Genomic DNA, 18,285 nt, shown 5'->3' on the forward strand with positions numbered 1-18,285 from the left:
CGTGTGGTCGGGACACCGCCTGAGCTGGAGCGTGGCACCGGGGTTCCCGCGCACACGCAGATCGAGCAGTGGCTGCTGGAGGCCATCTCCTCCGGCGAGATGGCGCCGGGCGACCGGCTGCCCGGCGAACGGGAGCTGGCCGCCCGCCTCGGCGTGAGCCGGATGACCCTGCGCCAGGCCCTGGCCACCCTCGAACACGACGGCGTGCTGATCAGGCTCCCCGGCAGGTCGGGCGGGGCATTCGTGGCCGAGCCGCGCATCGAGTGCGACCTGACCGGCCTGGCCGGGTTCACCGAGCAGATGCGCCGCGCCCATCTGCGGGCCGAGGCGAGGATCCTGACGGCCGCCACCGTGCCCGCCTCCGCCGCCGTGGCCGCCGCGCTCGGCGTCGAGCCGGGCGAGCCGGTGCACGAGGTGGCCCGGGTGCGCTCGGCGGGCCGTTCGCCGGTGGCTCTCGAACGTTCCTTCTTCCCCGCCCTGCCCGGATTCCTCGCCGAGGACCTCGGCGGCTCCCTCTACGCCCTGCTGGCCACCCGCTACGACCTGGAGCCGCGTACCGCCGTCGAGCACCTCGACCCGGTGATCGCCGGGCCGGAGGAGGCGGCCGAGCTGGGCATCGCGGCGGGCGCGCCGCTCATGCGGATCGAGCGCACGGCCTACGCCGCCGACGGCACCCCGGTCGAGCACGCCCGCGACCTGTTCCGCCCCGACCGGGTACGCCTGTCGGTGCGCAGCGGCGTCACCGCGACCCCGCCGGGCCGAGCAGCGGCTCCCTGACCACGACGCCCGGCACCCACTCCCCCTCGACCTCGATCTCCACCTCCGCCTCGACCGCGGCCCCCGGCCCGGCCGGCAGGTACGCGTACGCGATCGACTGCTCGACCGTGTACCCGTAGCCGCCGGAGGTGACCCGGGCCACGACCCGCCCGTCCACCCGTACGGGCTCGTTGCCCAGGGCGACCGCCCGCGGGTCGGACAGGGTCAGGCAGCGGAGCCGGCGGGCCGGGTCGGGGTCGAGGGCGTCCCGGCCGAGGAAGTCCTTGTCCGGCTTGACACAGAACCCGAGCCCGGCCTCGTACGGCGTCGTCTCGGGCCCGATGTCGGCCCCCCACACCCGGTACCCCTTCTCCAGCCGCAGGCTGTCGATGGCCCGGTAACCGCCCGCGGCCAGCCCGTACGGCTCGCCCGCCCGCCACAGCGTCTCCCACAGCGCGAGCCCGTACTCGCTGGAGCAGTACAGCTCCCAGCCCGGCTCGCCGACGAACGTCACCCGCAGCGCCAGCGCGGGCACGTCCCCCACGGTGAGCTCGCGGGCCGACATGAACGGGAAGTCCAGCGGGTCCGGGGTCAGCCCGGACAGGATGTCGCGGGCCTCGGGGCCCCACAGGGCGAAGCAGGCGTACTGGCCGGTGACGTCGGCGATCCTGGCCGTCGAGCCGGTGAGCCGGGCCTGCCTGCGCAGCCAGCCGAGGTCGTGGGAGCCGGACGCGGTGCCGGTGACGATCAGGAACTCCTGCTCGCCGCGCCGGGTGACGGTGAAGTCGCACTCGATGCCGCCGCGCCGGTTCAGCGCCTGGGTGTAGGTGACGGCGCCCACCTGGCGGGCGACGCGGTTGTCGCACACCCATTCCAGCAGGCCCGCGGCGTCCGGCCCGGTGACCTCGATCTTGGCGAAGGAGCTCTCGTCGAACAGCCCGGCCGTGGTACGGGTGGCGCGGTGCTCGGCCCCGACGGCGGGCGACCACAGGCGTCCGGCCCAGCCGCGGGGGCGTTCGTCCTCGCCCGCCGGGCCGGTGGAGTAGTGGTTGACCCGCTCCCAGCCCGCCTTCTCGCCGAAGACGGCCCCGTGGGCGGCGTGCCAGGAGTAGGCGGGCGAGACCCGCAGCGGGCGGCCGGCCGCCCGCTCGTGGCCCGGGTAGCGGATGTCGTAGTACGTCTCGTAGTTCTCGACCGAGCGCTTGACCGTGTACGACGGCGACCGGTACCGGCCGCCGAAGCGGCGTACGTCCATGTGGTGGACGTCCATGCCGGGGTCGCCCTCGACGATCCACTCGGCCATGACCTTGCCGATGCCGCCCGCGCCCGCGATGCCGTGGGCGCAGAACCCGGCCGCCACGAAGAGCCCGCCCACCTCGGTCTCCCCCAGGCAGAACTCGTTGTCCGGGGTGAACGCCTCGGGCCCGTTGATCAGCTTGCGGATGCCGACGTCGGCCATCGCGGGCACCCGGATCCGGGAGTTGGCGGAGATCTCCTCCAGGCGCGGCCAGTCCTCGGGCAGCAGCCTGCCGTTGAAGTCGGCCGGGACGGCGTCGTAGGAGGTCTCGGAGGCGGTCCAGGGGGCGCAGGTGCGCTCGTAGCCGCCCATGACCAGGCCGCGCACCTCCTGCCGGTAGTAGACGAGCAGGTCGGGGTCGCGCAGCGTGGGCAGGACGGCGTGGTCGTGGCAGGCGTCGGTGACGACGTACTGGTGGGACATCGGCACGATCGGGACGCGCACCCCGGCCATGCGGCCGATCTCGGCGGCGAACATGCCGCCGCAGTTGACCACGATCTCGCAGGCGATGTCCCCCTGGTCGGTGCGCACGCCGGTGACGCGCCCGCGCTCGACGTCGATGCCGAGCACCCGCGTACGGGTGCGCAGGCGGGCGCCGCCCTCGCGGGCGCGGGCGGCCAGGGCGTAGCACAACATCGAGGGGTCCACCTGGCCGTCGGTCGGCAGGTACGCCGCCCCCACCACCCCGGACGGGTCCATCAGCGGGAACAGCTCCACCGCCTCGGCGACCGAGATCTCCTCCAGCGGCAGCCCGAACGTCCTGGCCCAGCCGATCTGGCGGCGGATCTCGGCCATCCGCTCCGGCGTGGAGGCCAGCTTGACGCCGCCGCACTCGGTCCATCCGGCGTCGAGGGTGCGGTAGAGCTCGACGGAGTACTGGTTCATCCGGGTCAGGGTGGGGTCGGAGCGGAGCTGGCCGACCAGGCCCGCCGAGTGGAAGGTGGAGCCGCTGGTGAGCTCGTCCCGCTCCAGCAGGACGACGTCGCGTTCGCCGCGTCGGGTGAGGTGGTAGGCGACGGACGCGCCGCCCACCCCGCCGCCGATGATCACGATGCGGGCCGAGTCGCTCATGGTCGCGAGGCTAACCTCCGTACCGTAAAAGGTCTAGACCGTTTACGACGGCGGAGCTAGCATCGACCATGGCTCTGGCCCAGGTGCTCGACCGCATCCCGCTGCTGTCCGGCCTGCCGCGCTCCGTCGAGGAGCTGCCCGGCGGGATGACCAACCGCAACTACAAGGTCACCACCCCCGCCGGGGCCTACGTGGTGCGCGTGGCCGCCAGCGACGGCTCCCTGCTGGGCATCGACAAGGACGCCGAGCACGCCGACTCGCTCGCCGCCGCGCGGGCCGGGGTGGGGGCGCCCGTGCACGGCTACCTGCCGGACGCGGGCGTGATCGTGATCGGGTTCCTGCCGGGCCGGACGTTCACCGAGGCCGACCTGTGGGAGCCGGAGAACCTGCCGCGGGTGGCGGAGGTGTGCCGGCGGCTGCACGCGGGGCCGCGTTTCGTCCGGGACTTCGACATGTTCGAGGTGCAGCGGGGGTATCTGCGGATCGTCCAGGAGCGAGGTTTTCGACTTCCTGCGAAATATCTCGACTTCATGCCCGCCGCCGAAGAAATCAGGAAATGTCTGGCGGTACGTGCCGAGCCCATCGTCCCCTGCCACAACGATCTTCTCCCCGGCAACATCGTCGAGTGCGGCGACCGCCTCCACCTCATCGACTACGAGTACGCCGGCAACAACGACCCCTGCTTCGAGCTCGGCAACCTCTGGAGCGAGGCCGACCTGCCGCCCGGCCACCTGGACGAACTCGTCACCGCCTACTACGGCCGCCGCCTCCGCCACAAGATCGCCCGCGCTCGACTGTTCGGCCTCATGTCCAAGTACGGCTGGACCCTGTGGGCCTCGATCCAGGACGGCGCCAACGACACGATCGACTTCGACTTCTGGTCCTGGGGCATGGAGAAGTACGAGCGCGCGGCGGCCGAGTTCACCCGGCCGGGGCTGGCGCGCGTGATGGAGGCCGCGGCGGGGGCAGACTAGGGGGATGTTCGCCGCGCTGACCGGTCTCGGGCTGTCCACCGCCGCCGGCCTGAACGCCTACATCCCCCTCCTGGTCGTGGGCGTGCTGGCCAACCTCACCGACCGGGTGAAGCTGCCCGACGGCTACGCCTGGCTGTCGAACTGGGGCGTGCTGGCGATCATCGCCGTGCTGCTGGTCGCCGAGATGGTCCTGGACAAGGTGCCGGCCGTCGACACCGTCAACGACGCCGTCCAGACCGTGGTGCGCCCGGCCGCGGGCGGCGTGGTCTTCTCCGCCACCAACGCCGCCGCCGAGCTCGACCACTCGACCTGGATGGCGGAGAACCCGTGGGCCGGCTGGCTGCTGGGCATCGTGATGGCGCTGGCCGTCCACACGCTGAAGGCGACGGCCCGTCCGGTGATCAACGCGGGCACGGCGGGGGTGGGCGCGCCCGTGGTCAGCACCGCCGAGGACGCCGGCTCGCTCGGCATGAGCCTGATCGCGGTGTTCCTGCCCCTGCTGGTGGTCGTCGTGCTGCTGCTGCTCGCCCTGCTCGCGTGGTGGACCTTCAGGCGGGTACGCCGGCTGCGTGCCCGGCGCAGGATCAGGAGAAATCCACCGCCAGGCTGAGGACGCCTCACCCTGCGGGCTGATCCGCTGCCCCGTCCCGCGCTCCTACGGTGTTCCCTCATGAAGCGAGTCATCATCACGGGGGGAGTCGCTGCTCTCGGGCTGGCCGCGTCGCTCGCGCCCGTCCCGGCGTCGGCGTCGGCGAGCGTCACGGTCGTCGCCTCCAAGCTCGACGGCCCGCGCGGCCTGGCCTTCGGCCCCGACGGCGCCCTGTACGTCGCCGAGTCGGGCTCCGGCGGGAAGATCAGGTGCGCGACCGTGCCCGCCGAGCCGGGCGGCAAGGCGAGCAAGGTCTGCCTCGGCCTGACCGGCAAGATCTCCAAGCTGGCCGGCGGCACGCTGACCACCGTGGTCAAGGACCTGCCCTCGGCCGGCTCCGACGGGCTCGGCACCGGCCCGCACGACGTCGCCTTCGCCGAGGACGGCTCCATGCTGGTGCCCGTCGGCCTGGGCGGCGACGGCAAGCTGCGAGCCGGTCTGGGCCCCAAGGGCAGGACCCTGGGCACGCTGCTGAAGATCAAGGACGGGAAGTCGTCCGTCATGGGCGACCTGCTGGCGTTCGAGGTCAAGCACAACCCTGACAAGAAGGACAAGGGCAGCGCGATCGACTCGTACCCGTTCGCGGTCGTGCCGACCCCTCAGGGCGGCGCGCTGGTCACGGACGTGGGCGGCAACGACGTGCTCCAGGTGAGCCCGTCCGGCAAGGTGACGCTGCGGGCGGTGTTCCACGCCCGCAAGGTCGCGGCCCCGGCCATGCTGAAGCTGCCCAAGGGCGGCAAGGTGCCGATGCAGTCGGTGCCGATGGGCATCGCGGCCGCCCCCGACGGCTCCTACTACGTCGCAGAGCACGCCGGGTTCCCGCAGCCCGAGGGCGTGGCCAGGGTGTTCAGGCTGGCCGGCAAGAAGGCCGAGACCGCCGTCAAGGGCTTCACCACCGCGGTCGACGTCGCCTTCGACGGCGCGGGCCGTCTGCTCGTGCTCGGCTCGGTCGGCCCGGTGCCCTCCGACCAGCAGCCCCGTACGTCGCTCTACCGCATCGAGGCCGACGGCAGCCGCACCGAGCTGCTCAAGCCGGGCACGCTGACCGTGCCGCTGGGCATGGCCGTCGCCGGCGACGGGTCGGTCTACGTGTCCAACAAGGGCTTCACCCCCGGCAAGGGCGAGATCGTCCGGGTGGAGCCGCCCTCATAGACGTGTGAGCGCCATGGCCCCCAACCCCGTGTGCGCGCTCACACGAAGGGCCCGGCAGCAGCGTCCGCGCTGCCGGGCCCTTCACCATGCCCGGAGGCCTTTCACCGCGCCCTGAGCCAGCCCTCCAGCAGGCGGACGAACTCCGCCGGGCGCTCCTCGTGCAGCCGGTGGCCCGAGCCCTCCCAGCAGACGACCTTCGACCCCGGGTGCTTGAGCAGCCCGGCCTCCCAGGCCGCGCGTTCGGGGTCCGCCCAGATCGACAACACCGGACAGTCCCTGCGGGCCAGGTAGTCGTCACTGGCCGGCCGCACGCCGATGGCCCCCGGAGCGGTGAACATGGCCTCGAACGCCTCGGCCAGCACGTGCGGGGGCATGCCGTACAGGCGGCGCTTGTGCCAGCGCCGGATGACGGCCGGGGTCGCGGAGGTGGTGCACCAGCGGTCGATCTCCTCGGCGACGGCGTGCGGACGCTCGCCGCGCAGGCCCGCGATCATGCCCGGGAAGGCCGCGGCGAGGTCCTGGCCCATGCCGTAGCCGGGGTCGAGGGTGACCAGCGCCCGTACGCGCCCGGGGTGCTCGACCGCGAGGATCGAGACGACCTGGGCGCCCATCGAGTGGCCGACCGGGATCACCACGGGGACGTCCAGGCGGTCGAGCAGCACGTTCAGGTCCTCGGCCATCGCCCGCGGGGTGTTGCCGGTCCCGGGCACCGTGGAGTAGCCGTGGCCGCGCAGGTCCACGGCGATGACGCGGTGACGGGCGGCGAGGGCGTCGATGTGCCAGGACCACTGGTGGGAGTCGGCGCCCCAGCCGTGCACGAGCAGCAGCGGCGGGTCGCCGGAGCCGTCGTCGGTGTAGAAGAGGCGGAGAGCTGGCGAAATTTCAGCGTGCGGCACGAAATATCCCCTTATTTGAGGGCGCGGATGGCGGCGCACACCCGGTCCGTGGCATCGGCGGCGGCGGGCAGGACCGAGCCCGTGCCGAAGAAGCCGTGGAACAGGCCCTCGTACCGGACGGTCTCCGTCTCGACCCCGCAGTGGCGCAGGTGGCGGGCGTACGCCTCGCCCTCGTCGCGCAGCGGGTCGTGCCCGGCCGTGATCACCAGCGCCGGGGGCAGCCCGCTCACGTCCGCGCCCAGGGGCGAGCTGTACGGCTCCCCGCGCCGCTCCCGGTCGGGCTGGTAGCAGTCCCAGAACCACCGCATGTGCGCCGTGGTCAGGAAATATCCCTCGCCGTTCTGGTCGTACGAGCGCCAGTGGCGGGTGGCGTCCGTCGCGGGATAGACCAGCACCTGCAGCACGATCGGCGGCCCGTCCTCCTCGCGCGCCCGCAGGCAGGTGACGGTGGCGAGGTTGCCGCCCGCGCTGTCGCCCGCCACCACCAGCGCACCCGGGTCGGCGCCGAGCCCGGCCGCCTGCTCGTGGGCCCACCGGGTGACGGCGAAGGCGTCCTCGACGGCGGCCGGATAGGGGTGCTCGGGCGCGAGCCGGTAGTCGGCGGCGACCACGACCGCCCCCGACCCGGCGCAGATCTGGCGGCAGACACCGTCATGGCTGTCCAGCGATCCCAGCGTGAACCCGCCACCGTGGAAGTACACGACAAGAGGCCGCCCGCCCTCCGCGCCCTCCGGCGGCCAGTAGACCCGCACCGGGACGCCCGCCGCGTCGCGGTCCTCGACCCGGCCCACGGGCAGCGGGTCGGGGCTCGGGACCGAGGCCAGCACGCGGCGCGCCGCCACCGGGTCCCAGGGGCCCTCCCCCTTGGGGAAGAACTCGCTCATCAGGTCGATGACCGCGCGGGTCGCCTCGTCAACGGCCATCCCCGGCCTCCTTCTCCGCTTTGTCGTCCGCAGTGGGCCTCTCGCCCGGGAGGGCGCCGAGCAGCGACGTCTCCCCTGCCGTCCAGCCGCCGTCGATCGCCAGCTCCGCGCCCGTGACGTACGAGGCCGCGTCCGACAGCAGGAACGCGATGGCCTCGGCGACCTCCTCGGGCTCCCCCCAGCGCCCGGCGGCGGCCAGCGGGAACGTGCCCTCCCCCGAGATCGCGCCCAGCGAGGTCGTCATCGGCGTGACGATCATCCCGGGATGCACCGAGTTCACCCGGATGCGGTCGCGCCCGAACTCCAGCGCCGCGATCTTGGTCAGGCCGCGTACGCCCCACTTCGACGCGCCGTACCCGCCCGTGCCGGGCAGCGCTGTCAGCCCCGCGACCGACGAGAGGTTCACCACGGCCCCGCCGCCGCAGGCCCGCATGGCCCCGGCCACGGCCTTGAGCCCGAGGAACACGCCGACCAGGTTCACCTGGAGCACGTGCTCGAACTCGGCCAGGGACTGCTGCTCGATCGACCCCACGGTCGGGATCCCGGCGTTGTTCACCAGCCCGTCGAGCCGCCCGTGCGCCTCGACGGTCGCGTCCACGACCGCGGCCCACTGCTCGGGATTCCGCACGTCGTGCGGGACGAACATGCCCCCGACGTCCTCGGCGGTGGCCGCCCCCTCCTCGGTGAGCACGTCGGTGAGCACGACCCGTGCCCCGCTCGCCGCGCACCGGCGCGCCGTGGCCGCCCCCATGCCCCGGGCGCCGCCCGTGATGATCACTACCTTGCCGTCGAGCACGCGCACCCCTCACCCGAGACGATCGACCATGTGCACTGAAACACGCGCCCACGTCCCTGATCAAGAGCTTGCTCGGCCGAGCCGCCGGAACCCGGAATCCCCGCCACGCGTTGAACCCCTCGGGCGTCGAACTATCCTTCTAGGTAACGACTCCACGGGAGGTGGCGGAGATCAGCGAGTTCCTTGTCATCGTGCTGGCCATCCTGGCGTTTCTCCTGCTGCTGACCGGCGTGGGCATCTACCTGCTGGTCAAGCTGGGCAAGAAGGCCGCCAAGAAGGCCCGGCAGGCCACCACCCGGCTGACCACGCACGTCAACGCCATGGGCACCGGCGACGCCGCCGAGGTCGAACGCCTCCGGCTCGACCTGCGCCGCGAGATGGCCCTCACCCGCCAGGCCGTCGAACAGGCCCAGCAGCGCGGCTGGGGCCTCGGCGACCTGCCCCGGCTCCTGGCCGACCTGTCCGCCCAGGCCGACGTGCACGACGGCCAGCTCGCCACGTACGCCCAGCAGCGCCGCGTCTCGCCGTACATCGACCACGCCGCCCTCGACCGGCTGCGCGAGCACCAGGCCAAGCTGACCGCCATGTGCGCCCGCATCCGCGCCGACCTCCTGGGCGACCAGATGCACCACGCGTCGTCCGGCATCGACGAGCTGTACTCCCGTACCGAGCTGGAGATCGAGGCCCGCCGCCGCCCCCCGGACCCCCTGGACCAGATCGACGAGCTCTACCGCCGCTCCATGGAACAACGCAAGGACCACTCCTGACGGTCACCGTGAGCTCGCCGAATGCTGCCTTGGAGGGGGCACGTGAACACAGCCCTTCCTGAGTGGTTCTACCCCGGCCCACCCGGCGGCTGGACCGCCGACATGCTCGATCACCTTCCTCCTGGCGCGCCCCGGCACGTCGAGCTGATCGACGGGTCGCTCATCATGACGTCGCCGCGGACCGCCTTTCACCTGTACACCGTCAGGTTGCTGGAGAATGCCCTGAAGCCGCCCGCGCATCTCGCGGTCGTGCGTGAGATGACCGTCACCCTGGGCCCACGGCAGCGGCCGGAGCCGGACATCCTGGTGGTGGAGAAGTCGGCGATCGGGCCTAGGACGACTTCCTTCCGTCCAGAGGATGTGCACCTCGTCGCCGAGGTGGTCTCCGAGGAGTCCCAGGAGCGCGATCGCAGCACCAAACCCATCAAGTACTCAGATGCCGGCATCAAGCACTTCTGGCGGGTGGAGCAGGAAGACGGCCTGCCCGTCGTCTACACCTTCGAACTGGAGCCGGCGGTCAAGGCCTACGTCCCCACCGGCATCCATCGCAAGCGGTTGCGCGCCTCGGTGGGGTTCGAGGTGGACATCGACCTCGACCTGAGATGGCCGCCTGACTAGGCCTGGCCCCAGTTCGCGTAGATCGCGGCGGCCAGTTCCTCTTCCGTGACGCCGGGGCCTACGTCTCCGTCAGGGTGGTCATGAGGGGCCCAGGCGGTCCTGAGACCCCTCGGCGGCGCGGACGGGCCGCGGCAGGGGTCAGCGGTGCCGGCGGCACTGCAACTCCATGATCCCGCTGTCGGAGGCGAAGCTGGAGACCAGGTCGAGCCGCATGAGCGACCGCCAGAGGCCGACACCGCCCCAGACCAGGATGTGGCCGTCGCCGTCCAGCCGGAGCTTGTCGATCTCGGCTGCCGTGTCGCCGGCGGCGATGATGGTGTTGGCCCAGTCGGCCGTCTTCAGGGTCCGGGAGAAGACGACCTTGCGCCCGGCGGTCAGGATGTCGGCGAACGGGTGGTCGGTGGCGGTCGTCATAGCCGGGGCGATGCCCTCGTAGGCGGTGCGGCCCATCCTCGTCGGCGAGCAGGCCGTCGAGGGAGTAGTCGAACACTGTCGCAATCAGCTTCCGCATGAGCGCGTCTTCGTGGTCTCGGGTCGTGCGGGGATCGAAGGCCGCGGAACGTAGGTCAGACATCAGAACCGTCCCGAACTCATCGCTGCCGGCCGGGCGCGTGCGTCGAGAGGTCAGTACTTGTCGACGCAGATGGTCAGCGCGGGGACGGGCCACGTCCAGGAATGTCTGGCCACTCCATCGCAAGCGGTGGCGTCCTTGTCGGCGTTCCCCCGCAGGACGCGCCGCACGGTGAACGTCTTCGGCGCTCGGCATTTGCGAGCGAAGTCCACGAATTCATCGTTCTTTGACCACTTGTAGCAGTAGTTCCGCCCGAACTGGTACGCCAGGCAGTACAGCACGTCGTTGTGGATGAGGTAGCGGTGGTTGGTCGTACCGTTGCATAACCCGGAGGGAGTGGTGATGGCGGCCACCCGGTAGGGCGCGCCCTGCTTGCAACTGTCGGTCACCGGCGCGTTCGGCAGGCCGGACAGGCAGTCGCCGACCTTGAAGTCGGCCACCGGCTCGCTCGGGGCCGCAGTGGGGGCCACAGTGGGGGCCACAGTGGATGGTGCCTGGGTGGTGGGTGCCTGGGTGGGGACGTCGGTGGGCGCGGGGAACGACGAGGACGTCTCGGCGGACTCGCTCGTGGCCCGCGAAGAACCGGTCAGGGTCTCGCGCACGTTGTTCTTGATCACGTTCTTCCCGACCACCGCGAGCAGCACCAGCACGACCGCCCCCGCCGCAGCTCCGATGCCGACCATTTTGGACCGGCCGGAACCCGAAGCCGCCTCGGCCTGCCGGACAGGCGGCGAGACGGACTGCGCGGCCTCGCGTAATCGCGTGGCCCACTGCGCGGGCATGGGACGGCTGAACGGGGGCTGGTCGAGCGCGGCCATGGCGAACTCCGCCAGACCGGGACGGACGGCGGCCAACGCGGACACGTCGGTGGTGGACGGGTCACGGGCGAAGACGCGGATGGCCAGCAGCGCGAACTGGTAGGCGTCACCCTGCGGCGTCCCTGGCTGCTCCCCGGCGGGAATCCGCCGGTCGGGCGGCGTCTCCAACGACGGCAGCGCCCGCGCCGCACCCAGCCCCATCGCGTCGCAGCCGATGAGGAAACATCCCGGCCGGGGTTCCGTCGTGAACAGCACGTTCTCAGGGGACAGGTCGCCGACGACGACGCCCATCGTGTGCAGGCGGGCGAGCGTGTCGGCGAGATCGGCCAGGATCAGCAGGCGGTCGCGGTCGGTGACGTCCTCCCGGCCGAACAGGCGGTCGACGGTCGCGAGCCGGCGCACGGCGCCGGACGGACCGGGCGTCTCGCGGAAGAACCGCTGAGGCACGGTCCGCATCAGGAAGCCGACGACGGCGCCGTTCTCCTCCACCAGTTCGGCCGGCCAGGCCGCGCGCTCCTCCAGCCAGGCGGCGTCGGACGGGGAGAGCCGGCCGTTCAGCTGGGTCATCGCGGTGAGGACGGCGACGTCGAGGCCCGGTCGGACGTCGTAGTCGATCTCCTTGTACGCGACGCCCGGCCGGCCGTTGATCCTGCCGCTGAGCTCCTCGTGGACCATCCCCTGGCCCTCACGCCCGAGCGGCCGCCCCAGGGCGAGCTTTGCGCGGCCGATCACGGTTTGTCACCTCTGGCCTTGACCATGCAGCGACCCTAGTTCCGCCGGCACCGGAGATCAAAGAGACATGTCTCACCTCCGGCGCCAGGCGGTTCGGCACCGACGGCTTTTCCAAGAGGAAGGTGGGGCCGCCTGATGGATCCGCTCTTCGACGAGTTCCTGCACGTCCCGGCGCGGCTGTCGGCCGTGGCGCTGCCGGCTCCGGCCGAACGGGTCGACTTCGACTTCCTCAGGAACTCTGTCGGCACCGGCGACTCGGCGCTGTCCAAGCAGGTCTCCGCGCTGGCCGCCGCCGGACACGTGGTCGTCCGCAGGGGCCGGGACAAGCGGGCGCGGCGGACGTACGTGCAGCTCGCCCCGCGGGGACGGTCGGCCTTCCAGCGGCACGCGGCGGCCCTGGAGCGGATCGTCGCCCTCGCCCGCGACTCCGCCGACCGGCCCGCCGCCGACCAGCAGTGACGGGCCCGCCGGGCCCGGCCACGCGGCACGCTCAGCTGCCCCAGCCCGCGTAGATCGCGGCGGCCAGTTCCTCTTCCGTGGCGCCCTTGCGTACCAGCGCCTTGGTGGCCTGGGCCTGGGCCGTCGTGGGCAGGCGGCCCTCGATCAGCAGTGGCAGCGAGAGCCGGCGCACCAGCACCTCCGACGCCGCGATCCCGTACGGGCGGCGCGTCACGGCCACGTTGACCCGTAGCGCGTGCTCGTTGCCGGGCGACACGCCGGGCCGGTCGATCTCGACGGCCGAGTAGCGGAAGCCGTTCGCGAGGTCGCAGGCGGAGCATCCGGCCGGACCGCGGCTCAGCCGGTTACCGCACTCGGTGCACGTCAGACGGTCGTAGGCGGCGTCCACGACCCGCCACGGGTGTTTGTCGGGCTCGTCGACCACCATGCGGGCGATCTCCCGCTCGTCCCGGGGCTCGACGGTGCCGAACTGCTCGCGCAGGAAGGCACGCCAGCCCTCCTCGACCAGTTCGTCCACCAGGCCGGCGCAGCGTTCGCAGTCCGGCGCGCCGGCGGGCTCCTGGTATCCACACATCTCGCACTGCCGCATGCCCGCACCGTACAAGCCAGGCAGGTCAGGACGCATCGCAATTATCGGGCCGCCGGTTATTCGTTTGCGAGGGCCGTGCCGGACACGGCATACTCGACGGCGTTGATCAGAGCGACGCGAAGGGAGGCTGAGACCGTGACGACCGTTGCCCGCGTGCCGTTTTCCGCGACCTCAGACCTTCCCACCGGGCGTCCGCTGACCTGATCCGTTCGGCGAGCCGGTGGGCCTCGATACTGGAGATCTCACCGTGCCCAAGCACTCGCAACACCGCCGCCGTGGCAAGTTCGCGCTCGACGCCGACGACATCGAATGGCTCGAAGCCACCCCCGAGACCGATGACGGCCCGCCCGAGGGCGACCGCTGGTCCACCTGGGACCAGAGCACACCCACCGAGAAGGGGCCGAAGCCGTACCCCGGCTGGCTGATCACCGAGCTGGCCGCCGTCGACACCGAGCACGGCCTGCTCAAGACGGGCAAGGAGGCCGACGTCCACCTGATCTCGCGCGGCGTGCCCGGCACCGACCGGGTCTGCCTGCTGGCGGCCAAGCGCTACCGCTCCTCCGAGCACCGCCTGTTCCACCGCGACTCCGGCTACCTGGAGGGACGCAGGGCCCGCGAGAGCCGGATGAACCGGGCCATGGCCAACCGCACCGCCTTCGGCAAGCAGGTGATCGCCGCGCAGTGGGCGGTGGCCGAGTTCGGGGCGCTCTGCCGGCTCTGGGAGCTGGGGGTGCCGGTGCCGTACCCGGTGCAGATCCTGGGGACGGAGATCCTCCAGGAGTTCGTCGGCAGCCCCGACGGGTACGCCGCCCCGCGCCTGGCCCAGGTCACCGACGGCCTCGACGACCTATGGCGGCAGCTCGTGGACGCCATGGTGACGATGGCCGGGGAGGGGCTGGCGCACGGGGACCTGTCGCCGTACAACCTGCTGGTGCACGAAGGGCGGCTGGTGATCATCGACCTGCCGCAGATCGTGGACGTGATCGCCCACCCCGCGGGCCCGTCGTACCTGGAACGGGACGCCCGCAACGTGGCCACGTGGTTCGCGTCGAAGGGCGTGGCCGCCGCGGACCCCGACGCGCTCGCCGCCCTCCTCCGCAAGGCGTCCGGCCGGACGTGACCGGCCGGAGCCGTCGTCCGCGAAGCGGCTAGGCGCGCTCGGGCCAGATGAGGCCCTGGTCGGTCCAGACGACACCCTTGTTGCGGCAGAGGCAGAAGGGGTGGCCGACCGGGTCGGTGTAGACGCGCCAGCCGTAGCCGTCGGGGCCGATGGAGTCGTGGTGCAAGGACGCGCCGAGGGCCAGCACGCGGCTCTGTTCCGCCTCGACGTCGTCGACCTCGAAGTCGAGGTGGAACTGCTTGGGGTGCTCGCTGTCGGGCCACTGCGGGGCGCGGTAGTCCTCCACCGGGTTGAAGGCCAGCTCGACTTCGCCGAACTTGATACCGGCCCAGTTCGCGTGGCTGCCTTCCTTGATCGGGCGACCCGTCACCTCGGAGTAGAAGGCCGCCAGTTTCATCGCGTCCGGGCAGTCGATGATGAAGTCGGTGAGTCGCAGCATCCCGCGATCCTGTCACAAGATCAGATACGCGGGGACGTTGCCTGGACACGGCCGCCCCGAGGGAGCTGGGGCGAGCCGGGAACCCGCAGGCCTCGCAGGGTTCAGCGGCAGACCGTGCCGGGCACGGGAAGCGTCCCGGAGACCAGGTAGCGGTCGATGCTCCCGGTCGCGCAGGCGTTGCGCAGATATGAGGTGTGCCCGTCGCCGTCGTAGGTCAGCACCTGTGACCCCTTGATGCCCCTGGCCAGGCTCTTGGCCCAGGCGAGCGGCGTTGCGGGATCATGCGTGTTCCCGACCAGCAGAACGGGCGGCGCCTGGGTGATGTGCACCGGCCGCTGCGGGTTGGACGGCGGGACGGGCCATCCCACGCATCCGGTCGTCATGTCCCAGAACTCCGACATCCCGCGCATGTGCGGGGCCCTCCGCGCGACGTCCCGAGCCCGCGTCCTGAGCTGCGCGAATGCGTTGATCTCAGGGTCGATGTCCTGGCACAGGACCGCCCGGTAGGCCGAGGTCGTCGCAGGGTTGTCCAGCGCCTCGGCCCGCATCTGCCCGAAGATCACCGCATCGCCCTGCTCCGCCTGAACGATGCCCCGGGCCAGACCGCCGTTGAAGTCGGGGGCCATCGTGAGCATCGCGTAGGCGACGTAGCGCAGTTCGTCCGCCGTCAGCGGCCGCCCGCCGGTCACCGGGATCGGCGTCTTCTCCGCCTTGGTGACCAGCGCGTCCCACACCTGCGGTACGGACCGGCCGTGCAGCTCGCATTCCTGCGTCCGCTCGCACCAACCGGCGAACCGGCCGAACCCGTCCTCCACCGCCGCCGCGGCATCGCGCACCATCCGGCGCGAGCTCATCCCGTGATCGACGATCCCGTCCAGAGCCATCGCCCGCACCCGGCCGGGGAACCGCCGCGCGTACTCGGTCCCCAGCATGCTCCCGTAGGACCGTCCCAGGTAGCTGATCTGCTCCTCGCCCAGCGCGGCCCGCACCGCGTCGAAGTCCCGTGCCACGCTCCCGGTGTCCATGTGCCGGATCAACGGCCCGCAACTGTCGCCCACGGCCCGGTTGTGCGCGACGAGCCGGTCATACTCCCGCCGCGTCTCAGGGAACTGCGTGACGGCCGGATCGTGCACCGCCTTCCCGCAGGAGATCTGCTCGCTGCCGCCGACCCCGCGCGGATCGATCCCGACGATGTCGAACCGCTCGCGCAGCTCGTCGGAGAAGTAGTACGGGGCCCAGTCCCGCACCAGGTCGGCCGCACCCGTCCCTGGTCCGCCCGGGTTGTAGAACAGCGCTCCGATCCGTTGTCCGGTGGCCTTGCGTCGGGTCATGTTCAGCGAGATCTGCGGTCCGTCCGGCTGCGCCCAGTCCACCGGCACGGCAAGGGTGCCGCACTCGGCTCCCGGCTCCGTCCCGCAGGCTCGCCAGTCGATCGCGTCTGTACTGCTCACGCCTGCTGATTGGGTCGCGGCGGCGGGTGTTGCCGGGACCGCCATCGCGATCAGCGCCAAGCCTGTGATGAGGGGGGTCCATTTCATGATCTAGATCGTCTCCCGCTCACCGGCCTCCGTCATCGGCCTTTCGGCCTGCCGCCTCGGCCGAACGGACGATGGTTCATCGGGTACGGCTCTTGGAAGTCCTGACAGAAGAATCAGCGGATCAGGCGCGCGCGTCGGCGAGCGGGGCCGATTCCCGCTCGCCCGCCGCCGCGGGCCGGGTGTCGAGGAGGACGCGCACCGCACCCACCCACACGAGCGCCGAGCCGAGCAGATGGACGAGGACGACGACCTCGGGCAGGTCCGTCACGATCTGCGTCAGGCCGACGAGCCCCTGGGCGAGCAGCACGGCGAGGAACAGTGTGGTTCGCCGGTGAGCGGCCGAACCCGGCTCGCGGCGCGTCCTGAGCCACAGGGCGACGGCGAGCCCGAGGCTGAGCGCGGCGGCCGCACCGTGCAGCCAGGTGAGCGCCGTCCAGTTGAACGGCATGCGCGGCACGTCGGAGGAGTCACCCGCGTGCGGCCCGGTGCCGGTGACGATCGTGCCCGCCACGATCAGCACCGCCACGGACGTGACCAGCGCCACCGGAAGGCGGCCCATCGGCGCGGACAGGGGCCGCGCGGGCCGGTCGAGCCGTCGCGCCTTGTGCCAGACGACCGTGGTGGTGGTCAGGAACAGCACGGCGGCCAGGAAGTGCGCGGTGACGAGGTACGGGCTCAGCCGCGCCCACACGGTGAGCCCGCCGACGACCGCGTTCAGCATGACGATCCAGAACTGCGCCCACCCCCACCGGGTCAGCTCGGGCACGGGACGGCGCTGCAGCCGGGCGACGACGATGAGCCAGCCGACGGCCACGCACACGACCCCGGACAGCACCCGGTTGCCGAACTCGATCGCGCCGTGGACGCCGAGCTCGGGCGTGGCCGCGAAACCGGCCTCCGAGCAGCGGGGCCACCCGTCACAGCCCAGCCCGGACCCGGTCAGCCGGACGACTCCGCCGGTCACGATGATCATCAGGCTGGTCGCCAGCGCCGCGCCCGCGGCCCGTCGCAGGGCCACGCGCTCGAAGCCGACCCGGGCGGCGAGCCATTGGAAGGGAGTGATCATGGGGGAAAGAGGTCTCTCTGCTGCTCGACGAACCGCCGCCCAGGGCGGCCGAAAACGCGATCAAGAATTTACTCTACAACCCGTAGAGCACCCCGCCACCCCCGGCGCGCGAGCGGTGAAGCCGGGCGAACGGCGACGACCGGACGACGGACGGTGGAGCCGGGCCGCGGGCGGTGGTGCCGGGCAGCGGACGGCGATGCCGGGCCGCGGGCGGTGGAGCCGGGCCGCGGGCGGTGGAGTCAGGGCCGCGGAGGGTGGTGCCGGGCCGCGGGCGGCCACCTCCGCCGTTCGGGCAGAGGTGGCCTGATCCCCCGTGGGTCAGCTGGTTTCGTTCTTCTTGGTGAGTTCACCGGTGGCGGCGTCGACCATCACCTCGTGCTTGGTCCCGTCCGGGGTCATCACGTCGGACTTCCAGACGGTCTTGCCGTTCTCGGTTTCGAGCTTCAGCTCGGTGACGCGTCCCTCCGGTACGGCGGCGGCGATCTTGTCGGCGGCCTGGGCGTAGTCGAGCTTGGCCGCGTCGATGCGGGCCCGCATCTTGGCCTTCTCCTGCTCGTCCTCCTGCTTGGCCGTGGGCCCCTTGACGACCTTGCCTGCCTCCACGTCGACCTGGTGTTCGGTGCCGTCGGAGCCGACGACCTCGACCTGCCAGATCTTGCCGTTCTCCTCGCTCTCGACGGAGACGACCTTGGACCCGGGCACCGCGGCCATGGCGACCTTGGCGGCCTCCTTCAGCTCTCCGGCCCCCGGCTTCATCGTGGACGTGCTACCCGGCGAGGGGGACATGGTCCCCGTGGCGGGCGGGCTCTCCATCGACGGAGACGGGCTTCCCATGGTGGAACCCGGTGTCGGTTCGACGAACTGGCCGACTTCCCGTACGGCGCCGCAGCCGGCGGCGAGCACCGCCGCCCCGACCAGAGCCCCGATGATCGACTTGTTCATACCAGGATCGCTGCCCCAGGATTCCGCCTTCATTCCCGCAGGTCAGAACCCTGGGCCAACACTCCCGGCCGACGCGGACCGACAAAGCCAGGCGGGCAAGGGCGAGCCGTCG

General features: G+C 71.8%; 19 protein-coding genes. 8 read left to right on the forward strand and 11 right to left on the reverse strand.

The features are described from left to right. Window positions 1–3: 3 nt before the first annotated feature. On the forward strand, window positions 4–777 hold the full coding sequence (locus ACWCSU_RS10845) for a GntR family transcriptional regulator (RefSeq protein ID WP_357704513.1): 774 nt from the start codon (window positions 4–6) through the stop codon (window positions 775–777). Here the strand turns inward: ACWCSU_RS10845 and ACWCSU_RS10850 are convergent. Then, the gene (locus ACWCSU_RS10850; protein WP_449934858.1) at window positions 740–3,124 is read right to left on the reverse strand and encodes a GcvT family protein; all 2,385 of its coding nucleotides are present in this window, start codon (window positions 3,122–3,124) and stop codon (window positions 740–742) included. The two genes, ACWCSU_RS10845 and ACWCSU_RS10850, sit on opposite strands and share 38 nt — an antisense overlap. A 68-nt stretch (window positions 3,125–3,192) precedes the next feature. Here ACWCSU_RS10850 and ACWCSU_RS10855 point away from each other — a divergent pair, with 68 nt between their 5' ends. Genes ACWCSU_RS10855 through ACWCSU_RS10865 form a run of 3 tightly spaced genes read left to right on the forward strand, consistent with a single transcriptional unit; the run spans window position 3,193 to window position 5,899 of the window. Further along, entirely contained in the window at window positions 3,193–4,098 is a 906-nt protein-coding gene (locus ACWCSU_RS10855) for a phosphotransferase (protein WP_449934859.1), read from the forward strand. A gap of 4 nt (window positions 4,099–4,102) precedes the next feature. Next, on the forward strand, window positions 4,103–4,708 hold the full coding sequence (locus ACWCSU_RS10860) for a DUF4126 domain-containing protein (RefSeq protein ID WP_357704507.1): 606 nt from the start codon (window positions 4,103–4,105) through the stop codon (window positions 4,706–4,708). Window positions 4,709–4,768: 60 nt separating this feature from the next. Then, on the forward strand, window positions 4,769–5,899 hold the full coding sequence (locus ACWCSU_RS10865) for a ScyD/ScyE family protein (protein ID WP_449934860.1): 1,131 nt from the start codon (window positions 4,769–4,771) through the stop codon (window positions 5,897–5,899). Window positions 5,900–6,000: 101 nt separating this feature from the next. Here ACWCSU_RS10865 and ACWCSU_RS10870 read toward each other — a convergent pair whose 3' ends face one another. The 3 genes from ACWCSU_RS10870 to ACWCSU_RS10880 are packed head-to-tail and all read right to left on the reverse strand — an operon-like array spanning window position 6,001 to window position 8,514. Further along, window positions 6,001–6,795 carry an alpha/beta fold hydrolase gene (locus ACWCSU_RS10870; protein ID WP_449934861.1) on the reverse strand — a complete coding sequence of 265 codons (795 nt, stop codon included), beginning with the start codon at window positions 6,793–6,795 and terminating at the stop codon, window positions 6,001–6,003. A gap of 11 nt (window positions 6,796–6,806) precedes the next feature. Continuing rightward, window positions 6,807–7,718: an alpha/beta hydrolase gene (locus ACWCSU_RS10875; RefSeq protein WP_449934862.1), complete on the reverse strand. Its 912-nt coding sequence runs from the start codon at window positions 7,716–7,718 to the stop codon at window positions 6,807–6,809. Next, the gene (locus ACWCSU_RS10880) at window positions 7,708–8,514 is read right to left on the reverse strand and encodes a glucose 1-dehydrogenase (RefSeq protein WP_449934863.1); all 807 of its coding nucleotides are present in this window, start codon (window positions 8,512–8,514) and stop codon (window positions 7,708–7,710) included. Before ACWCSU_RS10880 ends, ACWCSU_RS10875 begins: the two co-directional genes overlap by 11 nt. Before the next feature lie 161 nt (window positions 8,515–8,675). Here ACWCSU_RS10880 and ACWCSU_RS10885 point away from each other — a divergent pair, with 161 nt between their 5' ends. Both ACWCSU_RS10885 and ACWCSU_RS10890 read left to right on the forward strand, forming a co-directional pair. Then, complete coding sequence (locus ACWCSU_RS10885) at window positions 8,676–9,281, forward strand: hypothetical protein (RefSeq protein ID WP_357704497.1); 606 nt, start codon at window positions 8,676–8,678, stop codon at window positions 9,279–9,281. 42 nt (window positions 9,282–9,323) lie between these two features. Further along, window positions 9,324–9,899: a Uma2 family endonuclease gene (locus tag ACWCSU_RS10890; RefSeq protein ID WP_449934864.1), complete on the forward strand. Its 576-nt coding sequence runs from the start codon at window positions 9,324–9,326 to the stop codon at window positions 9,897–9,899. 138 nt (window positions 9,900–10,037) lie between these two features. Here ACWCSU_RS10890 and ACWCSU_RS10895 read toward each other — a convergent pair whose 3' ends face one another. After that, a complete protein-coding gene (locus ACWCSU_RS10895; RefSeq protein WP_449934865.1) occupies window positions 10,038–10,313 on the reverse strand; it encodes a dihydrofolate reductase family protein in 276 nt (91 codons plus the stop codon). 210 nt (window positions 10,314–10,523) lie between these two features. Beyond that, the gene (locus tag ACWCSU_RS10900) at window positions 10,524–12,020 is read right to left on the reverse strand and encodes a hypothetical protein (protein ID WP_449934866.1); all 1,497 of its coding nucleotides are present in this window, start codon (window positions 12,018–12,020) and stop codon (window positions 10,524–10,526) included. A gap of 135 nt (window positions 12,021–12,155) precedes the next feature. On the opposite strand from ACWCSU_RS10900, the gene ACWCSU_RS10905 reads away from it, so the two are divergent. Continuing rightward, complete coding sequence (locus ACWCSU_RS10905) at window positions 12,156–12,479, forward strand: transcriptional regulator (RefSeq protein ID WP_449934867.1); 324 nt, start codon at window positions 12,156–12,158, stop codon at window positions 12,477–12,479. A 31-nt stretch (window positions 12,480–12,510) separates the two neighbouring features. Here ACWCSU_RS10905 and ACWCSU_RS10910 read toward each other — a convergent pair whose 3' ends face one another. Further along, complete coding sequence (locus tag ACWCSU_RS10910) at window positions 12,511–13,068, reverse strand: hypothetical protein (protein ID WP_357704488.1); 558 nt, start codon at window positions 13,066–13,068, stop codon at window positions 12,511–12,513. Window positions 13,069–13,315: 247 nt separating this feature from the next. On the opposite strand from ACWCSU_RS10910, the gene ACWCSU_RS10915 reads away from it, so the two are divergent. After that, window positions 13,316–14,188: a serine protein kinase RIO gene (locus ACWCSU_RS10915; RefSeq protein ID WP_357704486.1), complete on the forward strand. Its 873-nt coding sequence runs from the start codon at window positions 13,316–13,318 to the stop codon at window positions 14,186–14,188. A 28-nt stretch (window positions 14,189–14,216) separates the two neighbouring features. Here the strand turns inward: ACWCSU_RS10915 and ACWCSU_RS10920 are convergent, their stop codons facing one another. From ACWCSU_RS10920 to ACWCSU_RS10935, 4 genes are all read right to left on the reverse strand, one after another. Next, complete coding sequence (locus tag ACWCSU_RS10920) at window positions 14,217–14,627, reverse strand: VOC family protein (protein WP_357704484.1); 411 nt, start codon at window positions 14,625–14,627, stop codon at window positions 14,217–14,219. 101 nt (window positions 14,628–14,728) lie between these two features. Further along, a complete protein-coding gene (locus ACWCSU_RS10925) occupies window positions 14,729–16,078 on the reverse strand; it encodes an alpha/beta hydrolase (RefSeq protein ID WP_449934868.1) in 1,350 nt (449 codons plus the stop codon). Between the two features lie 208 nt (window positions 16,079–16,286). Next, a complete protein-coding gene (locus ACWCSU_RS10930) occupies window positions 16,287–17,231 on the reverse strand; it encodes a COX15/CtaA family protein (protein ID WP_449934869.1) in 945 nt (314 codons plus the stop codon). Between the two features lie 318 nt (window positions 17,232–17,549). Next, window positions 17,550–18,173: a PepSY domain-containing protein gene (locus tag ACWCSU_RS10935; RefSeq protein WP_357704478.1), complete on the reverse strand. Its 624-nt coding sequence runs from the start codon at window positions 18,171–18,173 to the stop codon at window positions 17,550–17,552. Window positions 18,174–18,285 lie beyond the last annotated feature (112 nt).

The organism is Nonomuraea sp. NPDC001699 (assembly GCF_053596455.1).

What these genes read in the sequence shown, in the direction of transcription:
- ACWCSU_RS10850 (WP_449934858.1), bottom strand. Translation starts at nt 3,124, where the DNA reads ATGAGCGACTCGGCCCGCATCGTGATCATCGGCGGCGGGGTGGGCGGC.
- ACWCSU_RS10905 (WP_449934867.1), top strand. Translation starts at nt 12,156, where the DNA reads ATGGATCCGCTCTTCGACGAGTTCCTGCACGTCCCGGCGCGGCTGTCG.
- ACWCSU_RS10865 (WP_449934860.1), top strand. Translation starts at nt 4,769, where the DNA reads ATGAAGCGAGTCATCATCACGGGGGGAGTCGCTGCTCTCGGGCTGGCC.
- ACWCSU_RS10930 (WP_449934869.1), bottom strand. Translation starts at nt 17,231, where the DNA reads ATGATCACTCCCTTCCAATGGCTCGCCGCCCGGGTCGGCTTCGAGCGC.
- ACWCSU_RS10920 (WP_357704484.1), bottom strand. Translation starts at nt 14,627, where the DNA reads ATGCTGCGACTCACCGACTTCATCATCGACTGCCCGGACGCGATGAAA.
- ACWCSU_RS10860 (WP_357704507.1), top strand. Translation starts at nt 4,103, where the DNA reads ATGTTCGCCGCGCTGACCGGTCTCGGGCTGTCCACCGCCGCCGGCCTG.
- ACWCSU_RS10935 (WP_357704478.1), bottom strand. Translation starts at nt 18,173, where the DNA reads ATGAACAAGTCGATCATCGGGGCTCTGGTCGGGGCGGCGGTGCTCGCC.
- ACWCSU_RS10875 (WP_449934862.1), bottom strand. Translation starts at nt 7,718, where the DNA reads ATGGCCGTTGACGAGGCGACCCGCGCGGTCATCGACCTGATGAGCGAG.
- ACWCSU_RS10855 (WP_449934859.1), top strand. Translation starts at nt 3,193, where the DNA reads ATGGCTCTGGCCCAGGTGCTCGACCGCATCCCGCTGCTGTCCGGCCTG.
- ACWCSU_RS10910 (WP_357704488.1), bottom strand. Translation starts at nt 13,068, where the DNA reads ATGCGGCAGTGCGAGATGTGTGGATACCAGGAGCCCGCCGGCGCGCCG.
- ACWCSU_RS10895 (WP_449934865.1), bottom strand. Translation starts at nt 10,313, where the DNA reads ATGACGACCGCCACCGACCACCCGTTCGCCGACATCCTGACCGCCGGG.